The 19,758-nt window shown below is 73.2% G+C and carries 19 protein-coding genes; 7 read left to right on the top strand and 12 right to left on the bottom strand.

Annotation, left to right across the window (positions count from 1 at the left end; genetic code table 11):
- Window position 1 precedes the first annotated feature (1 nt).
- The 5 genes from ACZ4N4_RS40620 to ACZ4N4_RS40600 form a co-directional block, all read right to left on the bottom strand.
- A complete protein-coding gene (locus ACZ4N4_RS40620; RefSeq protein ID WP_467598556.1) occupies window positions 2-1,072 on the bottom strand; it encodes a hypothetical protein in 1,071 nt (356 codons plus the stop codon).
- On the bottom strand, window positions 1,069-1,920 hold the full coding sequence (locus tag ACZ4N4_RS40615; protein WP_467598553.1) for a COG1470 family protein: 852 nt from the start codon (window positions 1,918-1,920) through the stop codon (window positions 1,069-1,071). The genes ACZ4N4_RS40620 and ACZ4N4_RS40615 overlap by 4 nt, the downstream gene beginning before the upstream one ends.
- A gap of 29 nt (window positions 1,921-1,949) precedes the next feature.
- Entirely contained in the window at window positions 1,950-2,669 is a 720-nt protein-coding gene (locus tag ACZ4N4_RS40610) for an LPXTG cell wall anchor domain-containing protein (RefSeq protein WP_467598551.1), read from the bottom strand.
- A gap of 310 nt (window positions 2,670-2,979) precedes the next feature.
- Window positions 2,980-3,498, bottom strand: coding sequence for an ATP-binding protein (locus tag ACZ4N4_RS40605; RefSeq protein WP_453564651.1), 519 nt, complete (start codon window positions 3,496-3,498; stop codon window positions 2,980-2,982).
- Window positions 3,499-3,671: 173 nt separating this feature from the next.
- A complete protein-coding gene (locus ACZ4N4_RS40600) occupies window positions 3,672-4,076 on the bottom strand; it encodes an STAS domain-containing protein (protein WP_453565566.1) in 405 nt (134 codons plus the stop codon).
- A 303-nt stretch (window positions 4,077-4,379) separates the two neighbouring features.
- Here ACZ4N4_RS40600 and ACZ4N4_RS40595 point away from each other — a divergent pair, with 303 nt between their 5' ends.
- Together ACZ4N4_RS40595 and ACZ4N4_RS40590 are read left to right on the top strand one after the other, a co-directional pair.
- Window positions 4,380-5,273 (top strand): RNA polymerase sigma factor SigF, encoded by an 894-nt coding sequence (locus ACZ4N4_RS40595; protein ID WP_467598547.1) that lies wholly within the window; start codon window positions 4,380-4,382, stop codon window positions 5,271-5,273.
- Between the two features lie 240 nt (window positions 5,274-5,513).
- A complete protein-coding gene (locus ACZ4N4_RS40590; protein WP_467598544.1) occupies window positions 5,514-7,016 on the top strand; it encodes a ricin-type beta-trefoil lectin domain protein in 1,503 nt (500 codons plus the stop codon).
- 1 nt (window position 7,017) lies between these two features.
- On the opposite strand, the gene hutI is transcribed toward ACZ4N4_RS40590, so the two are convergent.
- The 4 genes from hutI to hutU form a co-directional block, all read right to left on the bottom strand.
- Complete coding sequence (hutI, locus tag ACZ4N4_RS40585) at window positions 7,018-8,196, bottom strand: imidazolonepropionase (RefSeq protein ID WP_467598541.1); 1,179 nt, start codon at window positions 8,194-8,196, stop codon at window positions 7,018-7,020.
- 47 nt (window positions 8,197-8,243) lie between these two features.
- Window positions 8,244-9,590 (bottom strand): formimidoylglutamate deiminase, encoded by a 1,347-nt coding sequence (locus ACZ4N4_RS40580; protein WP_467598660.1) that lies wholly within the window; start codon window positions 9,588-9,590, stop codon window positions 8,244-8,246.
- Complete coding sequence (locus tag ACZ4N4_RS40575; RefSeq protein WP_467598538.1) at window positions 9,581-10,783, bottom strand: allantoate amidohydrolase; 1,203 nt, start codon at window positions 10,781-10,783, stop codon at window positions 9,581-9,583. The genes ACZ4N4_RS40580 and ACZ4N4_RS40575 overlap by 10 nt, the downstream gene beginning before the upstream one ends.
- 233 nt (window positions 10,784-11,016) lie before the next feature.
- Entirely contained in the window at window positions 11,017-12,681 is a 1,665-nt protein-coding gene (gene hutU / locus ACZ4N4_RS40570; RefSeq protein ID WP_467598536.1) for a urocanate hydratase, read from the bottom strand.
- Between the two features lie 137 nt (window positions 12,682-12,818).
- On the opposite strand from hutU, the gene ACZ4N4_RS40565 reads away from it, so the two are divergent.
- From ACZ4N4_RS40565 to ACZ4N4_RS40545, 5 genes are all read left to right on the top strand, one after another.
- The gene (locus ACZ4N4_RS40565; RefSeq protein ID WP_467598533.1) at window positions 12,819-14,276 is read left to right on the top strand and encodes a type III PLP-dependent enzyme domain-containing protein; all 1,458 of its coding nucleotides are present in this window, start codon (window positions 12,819-12,821) and stop codon (window positions 14,274-14,276) included.
- Between the two features lie 171 nt (window positions 14,277-14,447).
- The gene (locus ACZ4N4_RS40560; RefSeq protein ID WP_360495101.1) at window positions 14,448-14,837 is read left to right on the top strand and encodes a hypothetical protein; all 390 of its coding nucleotides are present in this window, start codon (window positions 14,448-14,450) and stop codon (window positions 14,835-14,837) included.
- A complete protein-coding gene (locus ACZ4N4_RS40555; RefSeq protein ID WP_467598530.1) occupies window positions 14,834-15,625 on the top strand; it encodes a transcriptional regulator in 792 nt (263 codons plus the stop codon). The genes ACZ4N4_RS40560 and ACZ4N4_RS40555 overlap by 4 nt, the downstream gene beginning before the upstream one ends.
- Before the next feature lie 31 nt (window positions 15,626-15,656).
- Entirely contained in the window at window positions 15,657-16,163 is a 507-nt protein-coding gene (locus ACZ4N4_RS40550) for a roadblock/LC7 domain-containing protein (protein ID WP_467598527.1), read from the top strand.
- A gap of 21 nt (window positions 16,164-16,184) precedes the next feature.
- Window positions 16,185-16,559 carry a roadblock/LC7 domain-containing protein gene (locus ACZ4N4_RS40545; protein ID WP_360495092.1) on the top strand — a complete coding sequence of 125 codons (375 nt, stop codon included), beginning with the start codon at window positions 16,185-16,187 and terminating at the stop codon, window positions 16,557-16,559.
- A gap of 15 nt (window positions 16,560-16,574) precedes the next feature.
- On the opposite strand, the gene ACZ4N4_RS40540 is transcribed toward ACZ4N4_RS40545, so the two are convergent.
- From ACZ4N4_RS40540 to ACZ4N4_RS40530, 3 genes are all read right to left on the bottom strand, one after another.
- Window positions 16,575-17,177, bottom strand: coding sequence for a hypothetical protein (locus tag ACZ4N4_RS40540; protein ID WP_453564668.1), 603 nt, complete (start codon window positions 17,175-17,177; stop codon window positions 16,575-16,577).
- A 183-nt stretch (window positions 17,178-17,360) separates the two neighbouring features.
- Complete coding sequence (locus tag ACZ4N4_RS40535; RefSeq protein WP_453564670.1) at window positions 17,361-18,203, bottom strand: MurR/RpiR family transcriptional regulator; 843 nt, start codon at window positions 18,201-18,203, stop codon at window positions 17,361-17,363.
- Window positions 18,200-19,708, bottom strand: coding sequence for an aromatic amino acid ammonia-lyase (locus ACZ4N4_RS40530; RefSeq protein ID WP_467598658.1), 1,509 nt, complete (start codon window positions 19,706-19,708; stop codon window positions 18,200-18,202). The genes ACZ4N4_RS40535 and ACZ4N4_RS40530 overlap by 4 nt, the downstream gene beginning before the upstream one ends.
- Window positions 19,709-19,758: the final 50 nt, after the last annotated feature.

Below are 19,758 nucleotides of genomic sequence, written 5' to 3'. Positions count from 1 at the left end.
GTCACGTGGTTCCCTTCCTGGTGGGAGTCGTGGGACTCGTGGAACTGTCGTCGTGCGGTGCGGAGAGCCGACCGGCCGCCGTGCCCGGATCGTTGTCCGGGGTGAACCACGGCAGGGTCGAGGTCGTGTCGGGCGCGGGCTCCGGCGCGCGCAGGCGGGGCAGGCGCAGGGTCGGGCGGTGCACGCCCCGGTGACGGAGGCCGCCCGCGCGGGGCGGCCGCACCCGGTCGACCACCGCCATGCCGATGCGGAAGACGGCGGCCGGTACGACCACGCAGAGCAGGAGCCAGAACAGGGTCACGCCCCAGGGGCGGCCCACGCCCCAGGGCTGTTCGGCGAGGACCTTGCCGTCGTACCTGAGGGAGACGGTGTAGTCGCCGTGCGCCCCGGCGGAGAGTTCGACGGGCAGCTTGATCCGCGCCTTCTTGCCGGGTGCCAGGGTGCCGCGCCACTGCTGCTCGTCCCACTGCGGGGCGAACACACCGTGTGCGGTGCCGACTTGGAAGACGGGGTCCTTGAGGGGGGTGGCGCCCGCGTTGCCGATGGTGAAGACGAGGGTGCGGGAGGGGGGTGCGCCGAACCAGGTCAGCAGGCCCGAGGAGCCGTCGAGGCGGGTGTCGGTGAGCATCGCGAGACGGCCACCGGTGGGCTCGGCGGGCAGCGCCTTCACGGGGTGCCCGGCGACCTGGAAGACGGCGTCCGCGTCGGCTTTCGCGCCGGTCACGGTGGCCACGTGCACCACGCAGGGGCAGGGCACCGGTGGCTCGGCGACCGGGAGCTGCTTGCCGAAGCCGCCCTTCGCGTCGGTGGTGACGGCGCGCCCGTCGGCGTTGGCACAGGAGTTGGTGCCGCCGATCACGCCCCGGGCGGGGGTGGCCTGGCCGCAGATCAACATCATCAGCAGGGTGTGCGGCCGCCAGCCGGTGCCGCTGACGGTGATGGACCCACCGGTGCCGGCCTGCGCCTCGGAGACCTTCACGGCCGGCCCGCCGGCGGCCGCGGCCAGGGGCGTCAGGAGCAGTGCGAACACCGCCGCCAGCGCCGTCGATATCGCGATCGCACGCGCTCTCACCTCGCCGCTCCCGTCAACTCGGTCTCCATGGGCAGGGGTTCGGCCGCCGCCTGGCCGGCACGGCGCCTGCGCCGTCGTACGACCGTCACGGCGGCGGCAGCCGCCGGCGCGCCCGCGGTCCCCGCGACCGCGCCCCAGGGCACGAACCGCGCCCGGGCGTCCGCCGTGTCGTGCGCGCCGCCCGCCGCCGTCGCCGTCAGCCGGACCTCGACCGCGTCCAGGGCGGGGTGGTCTGGCCAGGGCTCGCCGAGTTCGGTGCGGCTGCCGGGGGCGAGGCGGACCGGGAGGGTGCGCGGGGCCCGGTCGAGGAGGTCCCGGCCGAAGACCCCGTCCGCGTGCACCGCGAGCTTCGGCACGAGGGCGGTCGTACCCCTGTTGACCAGCTCGTAGGTGATGCGGTCACCGTGGACGGCGACATGTTCGACGGTCAGCGCGGTCAGGGTGGGGCCGCCCACGCGCAGCCGGACCCGGACGGTGGCGGTGCGGCCGTCGGTGTCCTTGGCGACGAGCGCGCCGGGGAGGTCGCCGGGGGCGGCACCGGCCGGGACGGTCACCGTGAAGGGGACGTCGGCCCGGGTGCGCGCGGGAACCCGGACGCTCGGCCCGGCGAAGGTGACGGGGACCCCGGTGCCGGACAGCCGTACCGTGACCGGGTGTCCGCCGCGGTTGGTCACCGACACGGTGTCCTGGAGGACGGCCCCGGGGGCGCCCTCGGCGTAGAAGGACGGGCGGCCGCCGCCCGCGGGCACGAGTGACCAGCCGCCGGCCGCCGCCGCGCGCGGGGCGGTGGCGAGCAGGATCAGCGCGGCGAGGCCGAGCACACGGGTGACGGACTGGGCGGACGGCATGGGCGGCTCCGGCGGTCGGACCCCGAGGGTCAGCGGCGTACGGGCTGGTTCCGCCGGGTCAGCCAGAGGGCGCCGGCCGCGCCCGCGAGCAGCACGGTGCCGCCGAGGGTGCCGAGCGCGACGAACGAGTCCTCGGGACCGGTCTTCGGGAGGGTGCCCGCGGAGTCGGCGCCGGTGCCGCCGGACGACGAGCCGGAGCCGGTCGAGCCGCTCGAGCCGGTGGAGCCGCCCCCGCCCGCGGCGCTCACGTCCAGGGTCAGGGACGGGCCGGGGTTGTTGGTGGGGGTGCAGGTCGTCGTCGTGCCGAGCGCCTTGATGGTGAGGATGCCCGCCGTGAAGGTCACCTTGCCGGTCTTCTCCGGCGTGTAGGTGCCGCTCAAGTCGTTGATCTTGATGGGGGTGTTGGCGGGTATCGCGGCCTGGTTGGGCGAGCCGGTCACGTTCAGGGTCCCGCTGTCGGCGCCGCCCAGCTTGATGGTGGCGCTCGGGTTCATCGCGCCCTTGCCGAGTTCGACCGGGCTGGAGGAGACGCCCTTCTGCCAGGACATCGTGATCTTGTAACCGCTGCCGCTCCGGACGCCCTTGATGTCGATCGGGGAGACGGCGCTCTTGTCGCCGATCGGCGTCTTGCAGGCGTAGTTGACGTCGACGACGGTGGCGTGCGCCGCCGGGGCGGTGAGCAGCACCGCCGAGCCGGCGAGGGCGGCGGCGGACGCGAGCACGGCGGTGCGTTTCGGGTACGACGACACGGTCGGTCCACCCCATTCGCTACTGACGAGGTATCAGATTCGGCCGTCAAGGTACGCCGGGGCCCATGAGGAGGGAAGAGAAAGGGCGTGGCGGAAGTGTGAGTGCCCCGTGAGGGGCGCGGGGGAATCGATCCCGTCAGCGAAAGCACACCCCAGGGGCGCGGGGGAATCGATCCCGTCAGCTGAAGCGCCCCCTAGGGGCGCGGGGCTCTGTCGATGTGCGACTCCGCCGCGCGGGCGCGAGCAACCACAAACAACCCGCAGTCGCCACCAGGCACCACGCGGCACCCCCTTGGGCGCACGCCGTCCCCTACGCCGGCGCCCCCAGCTCCGCCCAGACCGTCTTCCCGGTCTCCCCGGACGCCCGGACAACCCCCCAGTCCAGGCACAGCCGCTGCACGATGAACATCCCGTGCCCTCCCGGCCGTCCCGCCCGGTGCGGGGTCCGCGGCGCCGGCTGCCCGGCCCCCCGGTCGGAGACCTCCACCCGGATCACCTTGTTGTCGCAGGCCAGGACCAACTCGTCCGGCCCCTCCGCGTGCAGGCACGCGTTGGTGACGAGCTCCGAGACGACGAGCAGTACATCCTCGGCGGCGGCCCTGCGGTCGGCGGACGCGGCGGGCAGCCAGCCCCACGCGTACAGCGCCTGCCGGGCGAAGTCGCGGGCGAGCGGGACGACCCCGCTCTCGCCGGCGAGGCGCAGCCTGCGGACCTGACGACCCCCCGACGAGGCGGACGGCACGTCGGACGCCGCCCCCTCGGACATCCCGGAAACGCCGCTGGTCTCCGGGCCGCGGTCGCCCGGCGGGTAAGGCCGGGTGGTGCTCATCAGCGCTTCACCTCACCGTTTCACCGGTTCACGATTCATAAACTCGCGTTGCTGCACTTCGTACGGGCCCGTCGTAGGGCCTACTCAACCGGGGCCGGGACGACCGCCGACAGATCTCTCCTGCCCGGGCGATCCGCCGGGACACCCCCTGGTTGCGAACACCGGGCCGGAACTCAGCTCTCGTCGCCGCTCGCGCCGGTCTCGCCGGCTCCGTCGGTCAGGGCCGCCTCGACGGAGTCATGGACGGTGAAGACCGCCTCTGCCCCCGTGATCTCGAACACCCGGGCGACGACGGGCAGCATCCCGGCGAGGTGCACCCCGCCACCGGCGGCATCGGCCCGTAGCCGGGCGCCGAGCAGCACGTTCAGCCCCGTGGAGTCGCAGAACTCAAGGCGTGAGCAGTCGACGACAAGGCGCGAGAACCCCTTGTCGAGGAGATCGTCGAGCGGCTCGCGCAGCAGATCGGCGGTGTGGTGATCGAGCTCACCCGCCGGAATCACGACGGCGCTGGGCCCCTCTTCCCGCACCTCCACCAGCAGCCGGCCCGACTGTGCGCTGCCGACCGTCCCGTGGTCCATTGCCGTCTCTCTCCCGAGTTCGTGACCTTTTGCCACCGTCTGACCGATGTCTGACGATGCCCACCGATGTCCGCCGAACGCCGTGCCGACGCCCTCGAACATTACGCCTTCTCCACGCTCTCCGACACCCGAACAACCTCGCACAATCGGACAAATGCTAATAGAACGGACTTGCGACTGACTCGCCGAAGCGGGTAGGGCTAGTACAGACACCTAAACCGACACGGCCGGCTTTGGAGGCGCCGCACTCCGCAGTGCACGCACGGCTTCGGCAGCCTTATGCCGAGAACGATGGAGGACACCATGTCACCCCGGCTCGACGCATCGCATACCCGGACGGCGACGTCGACACCCCCACCGGAACAACTGGATGCCATCGAGGGATCCCTCGCGGGGCTCGACCTCCCCGAGATCCCCCCGTACGACGAGGTCGACGCGGTCGACGCGCGCGCCCTGTCCAAGACCCTCTTCGAGCGGCTGGAGTCGCTGGAGGAAGGCACGTACGAGTACTCGTACGTACGCAACACGCTCGTCGAGCTGAACCTCGCTCTCGTCAAGTTCGCCGCCTCCCGGTTCCGCTCCCGCAGCGAGCCCATGGAGGACATCATCCAGGTCGGCACGATCGGCCTGATCAAGGCGATCGACCGCTTCGAGCTCTCCCGCGGCGTCGAGTTCCCCACATTCGCGATGCCTACCATCATCGGCGAGATCAAGCGTTTCTTCCGCGACACGTCGTGGTCGGTGCGGGTCCCGCGCCGCCTCCAGGAGCTCCGTCTCGACCTCGCCAAGGCGGGCGACGAGCTGGCCCAGAAGCTGGACCGCGCCCCCACGGTCGCGGAACTGGCGGAGCGCCTCGGCCTCTCGAACGAGGAGGTCGTCGAGGGCATGGCCGCCTCCAACGCCTATACGGCCTCCTCCCTGGACGCACAGCCGGACGAGGACGAGTCCGAGGGCGCCCTGGCGGACCGCATCGGCTACGAGGACCACGGTCTCGAAGGCGTCGAGTACATCGAGTCCCTGAAGCCGCTGATCGCCGAACTCCCGTCCAGGGACCGGAAGATCCTCTCGCTGCGCTTCGTCGCCGGCCTGACCCAGTCGGAGATCGGCGAGGAACTGGGCATCTCGCAGATGCACGTGTCCCGGCTGCTGTCCCGCACGCTGGTGCGGCTGCGGAAGGCACTGACGCTCGACGAGTGACCGCAGCGGTGACCGGGGTCGTCGTACGGCTGCGGGCGCGTGGGGACCGGTCGTCCCACGCGCCCGCAGCCGTATGCCGGACACGCGGCCCCTCCCTGTGCTGCCCCTGTGCCCCCTGGAGGGGCGATTCCCGGCCGCCTCTTTTCGCCAAAGGCCTCCCTCGCGCCCCACGCACACCCCAAACTGGCCGGTACGTCAGCAAGGACAGGCCCATGGCAGGCCGGCGCGAAGGGGTGCACCATGTTCCAGGACAACCCACCCCCGGACGCACGCCTGACCGAACTCCTGCGCACGCCCGCCGCCACCGCCTACCCGGCCCTCCAGGAACTGCGCGCCCGCCACCACCCCGCGGTCCTCGGCTACGCCCGGCTCTGCACGGCCGGCGACGCGGCGGCCCGCCGGCTCGCCGCGCAGACCTTCACCACCGTCGCCCGGGACATCGCGCGCGGTGCCGAACCGGTCGTCCCCCTGCGCCACCACCTGCTCCTGCTGACCGCGCGCCTGGCCGCCGAGTGGTCGCACGACGAACGCTCCGCCGCCCTGGACCCCACCCTCCTCCTGATCCTCAACTCGACGGGCGCACCCGAGCCGCCCGCCCCACCGCTGCTCGCGGCGTTCCAGTCCCTGCCGTCCCGCACCCAGGGCCTGCTCTGGTACGGCGTACTGGACCAGGAACCCCCGGCCCGGACCGCCACCCACCTCGGCCTGACCCCCGAGGACGTCCGGTACGACACCCCGCCCGCGCTCCAGTCGCTGGCACAGGCCTGTCTGCGCAGCCGCCTGGCCGCATCCGACGACCCGCGCTGTGCGGACTTCCGCCGGCTGATCGAGGAGTCGGTACGCCCGGACAACCCCCGGCACAGCGCCGACCTGCACGCGCACATGGCCCACTGCCCGCACTGCACGGCCGCGTTCGAGGACCTGACCGCGCTCCGGGACGACCCGCGCACGGCCCTGGCAGAGGGCCTGCTGCCCTGGGGCGGAACGGGGTACGTACGGCGGGAGACCCCGGCCGAGGCGGCCGCCGAGCCTGGCCCGGCGCGCGGACGCCGGTCCCCGTCCCGCCGCGTCCTGCTGACCTCCACGGCGCTGGGCGTGGCCCTCGTACCGCTGCTGCTGGTGCTCCTGAACCGCCCGGCCGGGCACACCCGGACCCCGGCGGCCGCGACCCCGGCACCGCCCGTCACCCCCCAGGTGACCGTGACGGCGACGGCGACCGTCGCCCCGTCGTCCTCCCCCACGAAGCCGTCGCACAGCCCGACCCCGACACACTCCGCGTCGCCCGCCCCGGCCCCGACGCACTCCGCGTCGCCGACCCCGTCGCCCGCCCCGAAGCCGCCGGGCGCCGGCTACGCCCAGGTCGTGAACGCCGCCACCGGCCGCTGCCTCGACGTCAGGGACGGCGACTTCGACAACGGCACCGACGTGGTCACGGCCGCCTGCTCCGGCTCCGCCACCCAGCGCTGGCGGGTCGACGCGGACCGGGGCGTGCTGCAGTCCGCCGCGGACCCCGACTTCTGCCTGGACAGCCGGGGTTCGGTCGACAAGGGCGTCGGCATCTGGGAGTGCTCGTCGGTGGACGGCGACCACGGCGCCAACCTGCGCTTCACGGTCGTCTCCGACGGCGAGATCCGCCCGGAGATCGCCATCGAGACGGCCCTCACCCCGAACGGCGACGACCAGCTCTCCCTGGACCCGGTGGACGACGGTACGGCCCAGCTCTGGCGGGCCGGGGCGAGCTGACTCAGCCGACGGCCCGGACGCCCCTGCGCCACACCCCGGCGACCAGCGGGACGCCCGGCCGGTAGGCCAGATGGACGTGGCTGGGGGCGTCCAGCAGGGTCAGGTCGGCGTAGGCGCCCGGGGTGAGCCGGCCGATGTCGTCCCTGCGCAGGGCCTTCGCGCCGCCCGCCGTCGCCGACCACACCGCCTCGTCGGGGGTCATCCGCATGTCCCGGACGGCCAGGGCGATGCAGAAGGGGACGGAGGAGGTGAAGGAGGAGCCCGGGTTGCAGTCCGTGGACAGGGCCACGGTCACGCCCGCCTCGAGGAGCCGGCGGGCGTCCGGCCACTCGGCGCGGGTGGAGAACTCGGCGCCCGGCAGGAGGGTGGCGACCGTCGCGCTGTTCGCGAGCGCGTCCACGTCGGCGTCCGTGAGGTGGGTGCAGTGGTCGGCGCTCGCCGCGTCGAGTTCCACGGCCAGCTGGACACCGGGGCCGTAGGAGAGCTGGTTGGCGTGGATGCGCGGGGTCAGGCCCTTGGCCTTGCCCGCGGTGAGGATCGCGCGGGCCTGGTCGCCGTCGAAGGCGCCCTTCTCGCAGAAGACGTCGACCCAGCGGGCGTACGGGGCACAGGCGTCGAGCATCTCGCCGGTGACCAGGGAGACGTAGGCGGCCGGATCGTCGGCGTAGTCGGGGGAGACGATGTGGGCACCGAGGTAGGTCACCTCGTCGGTGTGGGCGGCGGCGATACGCAGGGCCCGGGCCTCGTCCTCGACCGTCAGGCCGTAGCCCGACTTCGTCTCGAAGGTGGTGGTGCCCTGGCGGAGGGCCTCGGCGAGGTAGTGCGTGAGGTTCGCCTCCAGCTCCGCGTCGGTCGCGGCGCGGGTGGCGGCGACGGTGGTGCGGATGCCGCCCGCGGTGTACGACCGGCCGGACATCCGGGCGTTGAACTCCTGGGTGCGGTCGCCCGCGAAGACCAGGTGGGAGTGGGAGTCCACGAAGCCCGGCAGCACCGCCCGGCCGCCCGCGTCGACGCGGTTGTCAGTGGCGGGTGCTTTGCTGGATTCACCGGTCCACACGACCCGGTCGCCGTCGATGACGACGGCCGCGTCCTGGATCAGACCGAGAGGGGAGTTGTCACCGAGGGAGGGGTCGTTGGTGACCAGCGTGGCGATGTTGGTGATGACGGTGCTGCTGCTCATGGTGTCCTCGTGGGTGGTCGTCAGGCGCGGGGTGCTTCGACGGCCCGTCAGGCGCGAAGGGCTTCCACGGCCCGTGCGAGGGCCTGTGGCACATCGGGGACGAGGGCGTGCGCACCGTCTCGTACGACGTGCCGTCCGCCCACGACCGTGTGCCGTACGTCCGCTGCCGTCGCGGCGAATACGGCCGTCTCGGCGCCCAGCCGGGGCAGCGGCCCCGCCGTTCTGACCGAGTCCAGCGCGATCGTCGTCAGGTCGGCGAGCATGCCGGTCTCGATGGTGCCGGCGTCCTCCCAGCCGAGCGCGGCGTGGCCGTCGGCGGAGGCGGCGCGCAGCAGGGCGGCGGCCGTCCAGTGGCCCCGGGTGCGGGTGCGCAGCCGCTCGTTCAGCTCCATCGCGCGCGCCTCCTCGAGCAGGTCGATGACGGCGTGGCTGTCGGAGCCGAGGGAGAGCGGCGAGCCCGCCCGCTGGAGGGCGACGGCCGGTCCGATGCCGTCGGCCAGGTCCCGCTCGGTGGTCGGGCACATGCAGGTGCCCGTGCCGGTGCCGCCTAGCAGGGCGATGTCCTCGTCCGTGAGGTGGGTGTTGTGGACGCCCGTGGTGCGCGGGCCGAGGACACCGTGGTCGGCCAGCAGGCGGGTGGGGGTGCAGCCGTGGGCGGCCAGGCAGGCGTCGTTCTCCGCCGTCTGCTCGGACAGGTGCACATGGAGCGGGGCCCGCCGCTCCTCGGCCCAGCGGGCCACGGTCGCCAACTGGCCGGCGGGCACGGCCCGTACGGAGTGGACGGCCGCGCCGATCCGCGCGTGATCCCGTTCCTTGAGAACTGAACAGCGTTCGGCCCAGGCCTCCGCGCTGCCGTCGGAGAAGCGCTTCTGGTGGGCGTTGGGCGGCTCCCCGAAGCCTGCGGAGAGGTAGGCGGTGTCGAGGAGGGTGATGCGGACACCGGCGTCGGCGGCGGCCGCGATCAGCGCCTCGCCCATGGCGTTGGGGTCGGCGTACGGGGTGCCGCCGGGGGCGTGGTGGACGTAGTGGAACTCTCCGACGCAGGCGATGCCCGCGAGCGCCATCTCGGCGTACACCGCGCGGGCGAGCGCGTGATACGTCTCCGGGGTCAGCCGGTCGGCGAAGGAGTACATCAGCTCGCGCCAGGTCCAGAAGGTCCCGGAGCCTACCTGGACCGTGCCGCGCAGGGCGCGGTGGAAGGCGTGCGAGTGGGCGTTGGCCAGGCCGGGGAGGGTGAGACCGCGCAGGATCTCGGCCCCGGGCGGCGGGGTGGGGGTCTCCGTGCGGACGGCGGTGATCCGGCCGTCCGCCACCTCCACGGCGACACCGGGCTCGACGTACGTGTCCAGCCAGGCGTGCTCCAACCAGTACGTCGTCCGTGTCGTCACCCGCAGGCCAGCCCTTCCAGTACGTCGGCGAGCGCGCTCACCCCGGCCACGCAGTCGTCCTCGGCCGCGAACTCGGCCGGGGAGTGCGAGACACCGGTGGGGTTGCGCACGAACAGCATGGCGGTCGGGATGCTCCCGGAGAGGATCCCGGCGTCGTGTCCGGCCCCGGTGCCCAGGACGGGCACGGTGAGACCGGTGTCCCGGCCGAGGATGCGGCCGAGTTCGTCCCGCAGGGCGTGGTCGAACTCGACGACCGGGGTGAAGGACTCCCGGACCACGTCCAGGTCGATGCCGTGCGCCTGCGCGTACTCCCGGGCCGCCTTCTCGATTCCGCCGACGACGGTGTCGAGGGTGGCCTGGTCGGCGGCGCGCGAGTCGAGCCAGCCGCGCACCAGGGAGGGGATGGCGTTGACGCCGTTCGGCTCGACGGCGATCTTGCCGAAGGTGGCGACCGCGCCGGCGAGTTCGGCCTCGCGGCGGGCGGCGAGCACGGTCTCGGCGTACGACAGCATGGGGTCGCGGCGGTCGGCCAGCCGGGTCGTGCCGGCGTGGTTGGCCTCACCCCGGAAGTCGAACCGCCAGCGGCCGTGCGGCCAGATGGCACTGGCGACGCCGACCCGGTCACCGGACAGATCCAGCGCCCGGCCCTGTTCGACGTGCAGCTCGACGAAGGCACCGATACGGGCGAGCCGCTCGGGGTCGGCGCCGATGGCGTCGGGGTCGTAGCCGGCGGCCTCCATGGCCCGGGGCAGGGTGACCCCGTCCCCGTCGGTCAGCCGGTGCGCCTGCTCGACGGTGAGCTGCCCGGCGGTGAGCCGTGACCCGACGCAGGCGAGCCCGAACCGGGCACCCTCCTCGTCACCGAAGTTGACGAGGGCGAGGGGCCTGGTGAACTCCGCTCCCCTGCGGCGCAGTTCGTCGAGCGCGGCGAAGGAGGACACGACACCGAGGGGGCCGTCGAAGGCCCCGCCGTCCGGGACGGAGTCCAGATGCGACCCGGTGACGACGGCGTCCCCGGCGGCGGGGTCGCCGAGCCAGGCCCACTGGTTCCCGTTCCGGTCGACCTCGTACGTCAGCCCACGGCCCTCGGCCTGCTCCTTGAACCAGGCGCGGCACTCGGCATCGGCCCCGGTCCAGGCGAAGCGCCGGTAACCGCGGGACTCGGGGTGGCGGCCGACGGGAAGCAGTTCCCGCCACATCTCGTGGAAGGAGCCGCCTCCGCCGACCGGCCGCCCGGGCTGCGCCGGTACGGCCTGGGCCGCTCCAGGCCCTGCCGCTCCAGGCTGTGGGCAGTCGTTCCGCAGGGCGATGGGGGTCCCCCCGCTCGAACGAAGTTGAGAATGGGGGAGGGTGGGCACAGCCGCACCCGCGCTCGGCGACGAGGCTTCGGCCCCCACCGGAGCGCTGCCGCCACGTCCACCCTCATGAGGATTCACGCGTCGTCGCCCTCACGCATCGGCACTCGCACGCCCCGCTCGTCGGCGACCGACTCCGCGATGTCGTACCCGGCGTCCACGTGCCGGATGACACCCATGCCGGGGTCGTTGGTCAGTACCCGGCGGATCTTCTCGCCGGCGAGCTTCGTACCGTCGGCCACCGTCACCTGCCCCGCGTGGATGGACCGCCCCATCCCCACCCCGCCGCCGTGGTGGATGGAGACCCAGGACGCGCCCGACGCCACGTTCACCATGGCGTTCAGCAGCGGCCAGTCGGCGATCGCGTCGGACCCGTCCAGCATGGCCTCCGTCTCGCGGTAGGGCGAGGCGACGGAGCCGCAGTCGAGGTGGTCGCGGCCGATCGCCAGCGGAGCCGCCAGCTCGCCGCTCGCCACCATGTCGTTGAACCGCTCGCCGGCCTTGTCCCGCTCGCCGTAGCCGAGCCAGCAGATGCGCGCCGGCAGGCCCTGGAAGTGGACCCGCTCACCGGCCAGCTTGATCCAGCGGTGCAGGGACTCGTTCTCCGGGAACAGGTCGAGGATCGCCTTGTCGGTCTTGGCGATGTCGGAGGCCTCCCCGGACAGGGCCGCCCACCGGAAGGGGCCCTTGCCCTCGGAGAAGAGGGGGCGGATGTAGGCGGGGACGAAGCCGGGGAAGGCGAACGCCCGCTCGTAGCCCGCCAGCTGCGCCTCGCCGCGGATGGAGTTGCCGTAGTCGAAGACCTCGGCACCGGCGTCCATGAAGCCGACCATGGCCTCGACGTGCTTGGCCATCGACTCCCGGGCGCGGGTCGTGAAGCCCGCCGGGTCCTTGGCCGCCGCGTCCGCCATGTCCTCGAAGGCAACGCCCACCGGCAGGTAGGCCAGCGGGTCGTGCGCCGAGGTCTGGTCGGTGACGATGTCGATGGGCCCGTTCATCGCGAGCAGCTGCGGGACCAGTTCGGCCGCGTTGCCGAGGACGCCGACGGAGAGCGGGCGGCGGGCGTCGCGGGCCTCGGTGGCCAGCTGGAGCGCGTGGTCGAGCGAGTCGGCCTTCACGTCCAGGTACCGGTGCTCGATGCGGCGCTCGATGGCGCGCGGGTCGACGTCGATGCAGATCGCGACGCCGTCGTTCATGGTGACGGCGAGCGGCTGGGCGCCGCCCATGCCGCCGAGGCCGGCGGTGAGGGTGATGGTCCCGGCGAGGGTGCCGTTGAACTTCTTCGCGGCGACGGCGGCGAAGGTCTCGTAGGTGCCCTGGAGGATGCCCTGGGTGCCGATGTAGATCCAGGATCCTGCGGTCATCTGGCCGTACATGGTCAGGCCGAGCGCCTCCAGGCGGCGGAACTCCTCCCAGTTGGCCCAGTCGCCGACCAGGTTGGAGTTGGCGATGAGGACACGCGGGGCCCACTCGTGGGTCTGCATGACGCCGACCGGGCGGCCGGACTGGACCAGCATGGTCTCGTCCTGCTTGAGGGTGCGCAGGGTGCGGACCATGGCGTCGAAGGAGCGCCAGTCGCGGGCGGCCTTGCCGGTGCCGCCGTAGACGACGAGCTTGTCGGGGTGCTCGGCGACCTCGGGGTCGAGGTTGTTCTGCAGCATCCGCAGGGCGGCTTCCTGCTGCCATCCCAGGGCGCTCAGTTCCGTACCGCGCGGGGCTCGTACGGGGCGGGGTCCTGACATGGGCTGCCTCCTAGCGAATGACGGCCAGTGAAGTGTTCCTGCGGTTATTCGGTTATTCACATCCTGGCCCGCTGAATAGAACTAGTCAATACATCGGTCCGCCCGCGCGACCGCGTTCTGGATGTTTGGCTGGACTTATGGGCCTTAACGGTGCGGACGACGACATGTCGGGGGACGACGTGGCGGACGGCAGGACGGGCAGCGAAGCGGGCAGGGAAGTCTGCGTGGACGACAGTGAGCGGGTGGTGCGGCGGGACGACGCCGTGCGGGCGGCGGTGGAGCAGGGACTGCTGGGGCCGGACGCGCCGATCGTAGGCCTGCTGGACGTGACCGGCATCCGCGCCTCGGCGGCGGCGCTGCGCCGGGCGTTCGAGGCGGTCGCGGCGCCCGGCACCCCGACACTGCACGCCTTCGCGGTGAAGGCGAACCCGCTGGTGCCGGTGGTGCGGCTGCTGGCCGGGGAGGGCATCGGCGCCGAGGTGGCGAGCGCGGGCGAGCTGGCCCTGGCGCGGGCGGCCGGGGTACCGGTGGAGCGGACGGTGTTCGACGCGCCCGCCAAGACCGAGGCGGAACTGCGCGAGGCGCTGGCGCTGGGCGTCGCCGTGAACGCGGACAACCCGCAGGAGCTGACCAGGATCGACGCCCTGGTGACCGGCGGCGCACCCGCCGGCGACCTCCCCCGCTCACCCCTCGGGATCCGGGTGAACCCGCAGATCGGGGCCGGGAGCATCGGCGCCACCTCCACCGCCACGGCGACCTCGAAGTTCGGGGTGGGGCTGCGGGACGAGGGGGCGCGCGAGTGGGTCGCGCGGGCGTTCGCCGAGCGGCCGTGGCTGACGCGGCTGCACGCGCACATCGGTTCGCAGGGGATCTCGCTGTCGCTGCTGGCGCGGGGCGTGGCGGAGACCTACGCGCTGGCCGAGGAGATCAACGCGCGGATCGGGCGGCGGCAGATCGACACCCTCGACATCGGCGGCGGACTGCCGGTCAACCTCGCGTCGGAGGCCACGGAGCCGACGTACGCGCAGTACGCGCGGCTGCTCGCGGAGGCGGTGCCGGGGCTGTTCGACGGGCGGTACGGGCTGGTGACGGAGTTCGGGCGGTCGCTGCTGGCCCGGCACGGCACGGTGGTGGCCCGGGTGGAGTACGCCAAGAGCTCCGGCGGACGGCGGATCGCGGTGACGCACGCGGGCGTACAGGTGGCGGCCCGGACGGTGTACGTGCCGGGGACGTGGCCGCTCAGGATCGCCGGGTACGACGGCAAGGGGCGGCCCAAGGAGGGGCCGCCGGTGGTGCAGGACGTGGCGGGGCCGGCCTGCTTCTCGGGCGATCTGCTCGCCGAGGGGCGCGCGCTGCCGGCGCTGGAGCAGGGGGACTACGCGGCCGCGCTGGACACCGGCGCGTACTACTTCGGCAGCCACTACTCCTACAACTCCCTTGTCCGGCCCGGGGTTTACGGCTTCGCTCCGAACGGCTCCGGAGGCGTGGCGTTCGCCGTCGTACGGCGGCCGCAGACGGTCGCGGAGATCGTGGCCGATTCCGGAGGGGCGCACGCTGACGCGCTCACCACCCTGCACGCAACCGGAAGCCGTTGAGAGACCCGGGACAGAGGGATCAACTGGTGCGAAAAGCAGCTCAGTTGACCAACACTAGCCTGCCGTAAGCATGTTCCACTGGAAAATGCCAAACGCATCCCTCCCGTCGCACACGTTGCGTAGTGTCTGCGTCACTCAACCGGAGAGCCAGGCGGTGGGAGGGGAGCCACGGTGCCCGGAATCGACGAGTGCTTACTGGAAGCGATGCGACTGCCCGGTGCCCGGGGGGCCGCGTTGGTCGACTGGACGAGCGGACTGGCCCTGGGCACGGTCGGGGAGGCGCCCGGCGGTGACCACGAGACCACCGCCGCGGAGGCCGCCGAACTGGCCCGGCTGGCCGCCGAGCACGGGGCGTTCAGCACGGAGGACGACACCGAGGTGAACCCTCCGGTGGAGGACCTGATCGTCAGCAACCGGGACAGCTACCACCTGCTGCGGTTCGTGGTCACGTCCTTCGACGCCACGGTGTTCCTGCATCTGTGGCTGGCCCGCGAGGACGGCAATCTCGCCCTCGCCCGGATCCGGCTCGGCGAGATGGCCGAGCGGCTGGTGCTGGGATGACCGTGGTCGACATACCTCCGCCGCTGCCGGTCCGGGACCGGGCTGCCCCGTACGACGGGGCGGCCGGCGCGCTCTCACCGATGCTGATACGTCTCGCCGAGGAGCGGGCCACCGGTGTCCTGGTCCGCGAGCACGGCACCCTGCACCTGGCCGAGGGCCGCGTGGTGCACGCCGAGAGCCCGCTCGCCCCTGGCCTCGACGTGCTCCTCACGGCCCACGGCACGCTCGACGCGGCGGTCTGGCCCTGGACCGACGACATACCCGCCGCGGTGCACCGGCTGCTCGACGCCGGTCTGCTGCCGAAGGGGGCCCTGGAACTGTGCCGCCTCGGCGCGCTGTACGACGCCGGGTTCTTCGCGCTCGCGCCGAGCAGCACCCCGGGCCGGTTCCGGTACGGCACCCCGGCCGCCGTCGGCCCGTTCCCGGCGGTCCCCGTCGCCGCTCTGGAGCGGGAGACCGTGCGCCGCCGCGAGCTGCTGTACCGGATCTGGCCCGACCCGTCGACGGACGGCGCCCCGCTGATCCGTGCCGATCCGGTCGCGGCACCGCCGGTCACCCAGCGCCAGCGGGCGGTCCTGGGCCGGGTGGACGGCGTCCGCACGGCCCAGGAGATCGCGCGGGAGCTGGGCCGGCCGGCCTTCCACACGCTGGTGGACATACGGCGGCTGGCGGCGGCCGGGCTCCTCGCCCCGAGGAGCAGCACGGCCGCACCGCCCCGGCTCCCCCCGGTCACCGACCCCGACATCGCGCTGCTGAAGAGGCTCAGGGATGCGCTGGAGGCCCTTTGAACGGCACCGCCCCGCCGAGAGGAGACAGCTGATGGCGGCAGAACCCGGCAGCTCCGGCAGAGAGGCCGTCCTCGACGAACTGCGCCGGTTACGCACCCGGATGCCCCAGCTCACCGGCGCCCTCGCGGCCGGCGTCGACGGCCTGGTCGTCGCGCACGACTGCCCGGGCGTAGACCCGGAGGGCCTCGCCGCCCTCACCGCGGCCGAACTCGGCGTCGCCGTGCGGGTCTCCGACGCCACCGGCAAGGGCGAGCTCAGGGAGCTGCTGGTACGCGGCGAGGACGGCTATGTCGCCACCTACGCGGCCGGCCGCAGCGCCGTGCTCACCCTGCTCGCCGAGGACCGGGTGAACGTCGGCCGGCTCCACCTGGAGGGCCGCCGGGCCGCCGCCCGGATCGGCGAGCTGGTCGACACCGCCGAGGCCGCCGCCAAGGCCCTGCGCCCCGCCCGCAGCACAGCAGCCACACGGACCAGAACCACGCGCACGCCACGTACCAGCACCACTACCGACGCGCGCACCGCAGCAACCGACAGTTGAGTTGAAAGGAAACAGAGAGTCATGGCGAACACCGAAACCGCGCTGAAAGAGGCCCTCACCTCCATCGAGGGTGCCACCGGCGTCGCGCTCGTCGACTACACCACCGGCATGGCGCTGGGCACGATGGGCGGCAGCAAGACCTTCGACCTCAACGTGGCCGCCGCCGGCAACACGGACGTGATCCGGGCCAAGATGCGCACCATGGAGCACCTGGGGCTCAAGGGCGAGATCGAGGACATCCTGATCACCCTCTCCTCCCAGTACCACCTGATCCGGCTGCTCAAGGGCCGGGGCGGCAACGGCCTCTTCCTCTACCTGGTGCTGGACATCTCCCGGTCCAACCTGGCGATGGCCCGGCACCAGCTGAGGAAGATCGAGGAGGACCTGGAGGTCTGACCCCCGGTCCCGGAGTCACACCAGCGCCGCGGTGCGGCGGCGGGCCCCGCCCGGGGCCGCGTCGCCCGCCGCGATGCCGGTACCGCGGTACGCCTTGACGGCCTTGCCGGCCGGGCGTCCGCCGCGCCCGTCGAGCCAGTCGACGCGCAGCCACACCAGTTGCTCCTCGGCCCGCTCCCGGCGGCCCAGCCAGGCCGCCTTCAGCCGCAGCCCGGTGCCGGTCCCGGCGAGCAGCATGCCGCCGGCGGCCGGCACCGCGAAGGCGCTGCCGAGCGCGACGGCCCAGGCCAGCAGCAGCCACCAGCGGTGCCCGCGGCGCCAGTTCCGCACGGTCACCGCCCGGTCCTGGAGTACGTCGTGCTTGCCGGCCCGGGCGGCTCCGCGCAGCAGTGCGGTGTACCGCTTGCGGCGGGTGAGCGCCACGACGGCGGCGCCGACGATGAACAGCGCGGCCCCGGCGATGACGCCGATCCGGCGTCCGGTGATCCCCTCGGGCAGCACGCCGATCCCGGCCGCGAACACCCCGAACCACCACAGCGGGGCGGCCCCGGCCCGTACGACCACGGCCACCCGGGCCAAACCCTGCCCGCCCCGTGTCCCTCGTACCGCACGCGCCATGTCCGCAGCCTCCTCGCCCGTATCGGCCCAGTCAGTCCGTAGGGCGGGACGCTAGCCAGTCAACGTGAGACGAGTCTTAAAGCCGTCCGGTCGACGACCCGGTCGTTCGACGAGCCGCCCGCTCCACAAGCCGCCCGCGCGACGAACCGGTCGCTCGACAAGCCGCCTGTCCGACCAGGCGGGCTATTCGACGAACAACCCCCGGGTCGCCGCCCGCGCGTCGAACTCCTCCAGGCGGGCCTGCGCGTCCGGCAGGTCGTCGGCCATGGCCTCCAGGAGCACCCGGCCCAGCAGCATCGGCGCGCACGCCGTGTCGAAGGCGAGCCCGGTGCCGACGGCGGCCGGCAGCAGCAGGTCGGAAACCTTGGCCACGGGCGCGAAGGCGGAGTCGGCGACGGTCACGACGGTCAGCCCGGCCGTCTTCGCATAGCCGAGGGTGTCCACGACCTCGCGCGGATGCCGGGGCAGCGCGAAGCACAGCAGCGCCGTCGCGCCCGCCCGGACGGCGGCGTCGATTCGGTCGTGGATCATCGTGCCGCCCTCGTTGAGCAGCCGGACGTCCGGGTGCACCTTGGCGGCGAAGTAGGCGAAGCCGTAGGCCTGCGAGGCGGCGGCGCGCAGCCCGAGGACCGGCAGCGGCCGGGACGCGGCCAGCATCCGGCCGGCCTGCTGCACCGGGCGCGGGTCGGCGAGCACCTCGGCGAGGTGCCGCAGGTTCTCGATCTCGGCCTCGACGGCCTGCTGGTACTCGTTGTACGACCCGTTGCCCGCCGCCTGTTCGGCGGGCACCACCTCGCGCAGGTGCTTGCGCAGCGCCGGGTAGCCGTCGAAGCCCAGGGCGACCGCGAACCGGGTCACGGACGGCTGGCTGACCCCGGCCAGTTCGGCCAGCTCCACGCTGGACAGGAAGGGCACGTCGGCGGCGCGCCGCACCATGCTGTGCGCGATGCGCCGCTGGGTCGGCGTGAGCCGGTGCCCCTCGAAGAGCGCCTGCAACCGTGTCGCAGGGCTGTCGGTCACGTTCATGACGTGCTCCCCCTCCAGATGTCCGTGAACCGGTCGAGCAGCCCGGCCGCCGCCGTGACGTCGTCCGTGAGCGGCCGGTCGGCCGGGTCCGCCTCAAGGACCGCCTCGGCGAGCTCCAGCGCCAGCCCCACCCCCAGCCCGGGTTCGGGCCGGAGCTCGCGCTGGCGCAGCGCCCGTACGGCGGCGACGAGTTCGCAGCCGACCACCAGACGGTACGCACGACAGGCGCGCAGCGTTTGACGGGCGGCGAGCGAGGCGAAACTGGCCTGCTCCTCGACGCCTCGGGAGAGTACAGCGTGCCCGAGGGAGGCGGGCGCGGAGAAGGCGCGCAGATCGCCGAGGGCGGCGCCGGCGGCGTACTCCAGGATCATCACGCCGGAGGAGGCGGGCTCCGGGTCGGCGAGGAAGGGGCGCAGGCGGGTGAAGGCGGGCTCGTTGAGGGAGGAGAGCCGGGAGGTGGACAGGCGCGCGACCTGGGTGACGGCGAGCCGGAAGTGGTCGAGCGCGAGGGCGAGTTGGGCCTGGTAGAAGCCGCCGTGGTGGTAGGCCGCGAGGTCCTCGGACGAGATGAGGGGGTTCTCGGCGGCCGCGTTGATCTCGATCGCGAGGACCTGTTCCAGGGCATCGGCGGCGTCATGGGCCGGGCCGTGGATCTGGGGCAGGCAGCGGAAGCCGTAGGGGTCCTGGATACGGCCCAGCGGCGGGGTGGGCCGGTCGGCGGCGCCGATCAACTCCCGCATCCGGCGGGCGACTTCGACACTGCCCCGGTGCGGGCGCGCCGCGTGCACCGGGGCCGCGTAGGCCTCGTGCGAGCCGTCGACGGCGAGCAGCGAGAGGGCCGCCACCACCTGGGTGGCCTCGATCAGCCCGCGCAACTCGTGCAGGGCGAGCGCCGACTGGCCGAGGGTGAGGGCGTTGCTGCTGATCAGGGCGAGGGCGTCGTTGTTGTCCAGCGGCTGGGGAGCCGGGGCCCGCTCGCCCCGCCAGGGGTGTTCCCCGGCCAGCGCCAGCCCCACCTGGGCCAGCGCGGCGATGTCCCCGGTACCGACCGAGCCGAACTCGTTGACGACCGGGTAGGCCCCCGCCTCCAGCGCCTCGCACAGGGCGGTGACGACGCTCGGCCGCAGTCCCGCGCCGCCCGCCAGCAGCTGGTTGGCCCGCACCGCGAGCATCGCGCGCACCTGCCGGGCGGGCAGTTCCTCGCCGATCGCCCCGGCGTGGCTGCGCAGCAGCCGCAGTCCGTGTCCGGCGGCGGCCTCGGTGGGCACGTCCTCGTTCCGGTTGGCGCCGACGCCGGTCGAACGGCCGTAGACGCGGCCGGTCGCGGCGATCTGCCGGGCGGCGTTCCAGGACTCCTCCGCACGGCGCATCCCGTCCGTGCCGGGCACCGGCCGGGCGGCGCCGTCGGCGAGTCGTACGACATCCTCGACGCCCATTCCGATGCCGTCGAGGATCACCAGGCCGGAATGTTCTGTTCCGGGTGCGTCCACGATGCGAGACGACAACACGCCCAAACTCCCCTCAATCCGGACACCCGATCTTGCGTTTCGGTCAT

The sequence above is a fragment of the Streptomyces sp. NPDC026538 genome, assembly GCF_055567535.1.
Note: the sequence above shows the minus strand (reverse complement) of the source record. Positions and strands in the feature narration are given on the sequence as shown.

Coding starts and splice junctions, on each gene's coding strand:
- ACZ4N4_RS40615 (WP_467598553.1), bottom strand. CDS start 1,920: ATGCCGTCCGCCCAGTCCGTCACCCGTGTGCTCGGCCTCGCCGCGCTG.
- ACZ4N4_RS40605 (WP_453564651.1), bottom strand. CDS start 3,498: ATGAGCACCACCCGGCCTTACCCGCCGGGCGACCGCGGCCCGGAGACC.
- ACZ4N4_RS40600 (WP_453565566.1), bottom strand. CDS start 4,076: ATGGACCACGGGACGGTCGGCAGCGCACAGTCGGGCCGGCTGCTGGTG.
- ACZ4N4_RS40595 (WP_467598547.1), top strand. CDS start 4,380: ATGTCACCCCGGCTCGACGCATCGCATACCCGGACGGCGACGTCGACA.
- ACZ4N4_RS40590 (WP_467598544.1), top strand. CDS start 5,514: ATGTTCCAGGACAACCCACCCCCGGACGCACGCCTGACCGAACTCCTG.
- hutI (WP_467598541.1), bottom strand. CDS start 8,196: ATGAGCAGCAGCACCGTCATCACCAACATCGCCACGCTGGTCACCAAC.
- ACZ4N4_RS40575 (WP_467598538.1), bottom strand. CDS start 10,783: ATGTGGCGGGAACTGCTTCCCGTCGGCCGCCACCCCGAGTCCCGCGGT.
- hutU (WP_467598536.1), bottom strand. CDS start 12,681: ATGTCAGGACCCCGCCCCGTACGAGCCCCGCGCGGTACGGAACTGAGC.
- ACZ4N4_RS40565 (WP_467598533.1), top strand. CDS start 12,819: ATGGGCCTTAACGGTGCGGACGACGACATGTCGGGGGACGACGTGGCG.
- ACZ4N4_RS40555 (WP_467598530.1), top strand. CDS start 14,834: ATGACCGTGGTCGACATACCTCCGCCGCTGCCGGTCCGGGACCGGGCT.
- ACZ4N4_RS40550 (WP_467598527.1), top strand. CDS start 15,657: ATGGCGGCAGAACCCGGCAGCTCCGGCAGAGAGGCCGTCCTCGACGAA.
- ACZ4N4_RS40545 (WP_360495092.1), top strand. CDS start 16,185: ATGGCGAACACCGAAACCGCGCTGAAAGAGGCCCTCACCTCCATCGAG.
- ACZ4N4_RS40540 (WP_453564668.1), bottom strand. CDS start 17,177: ATGGCGCGTGCGGTACGAGGGACACGGGGCGGGCAGGGTTTGGCCCGG.
- ACZ4N4_RS40535 (WP_453564670.1), bottom strand. CDS start 18,203: ATGAACGTGACCGACAGCCCTGCGACACGGTTGCAGGCGCTCTTCGAG.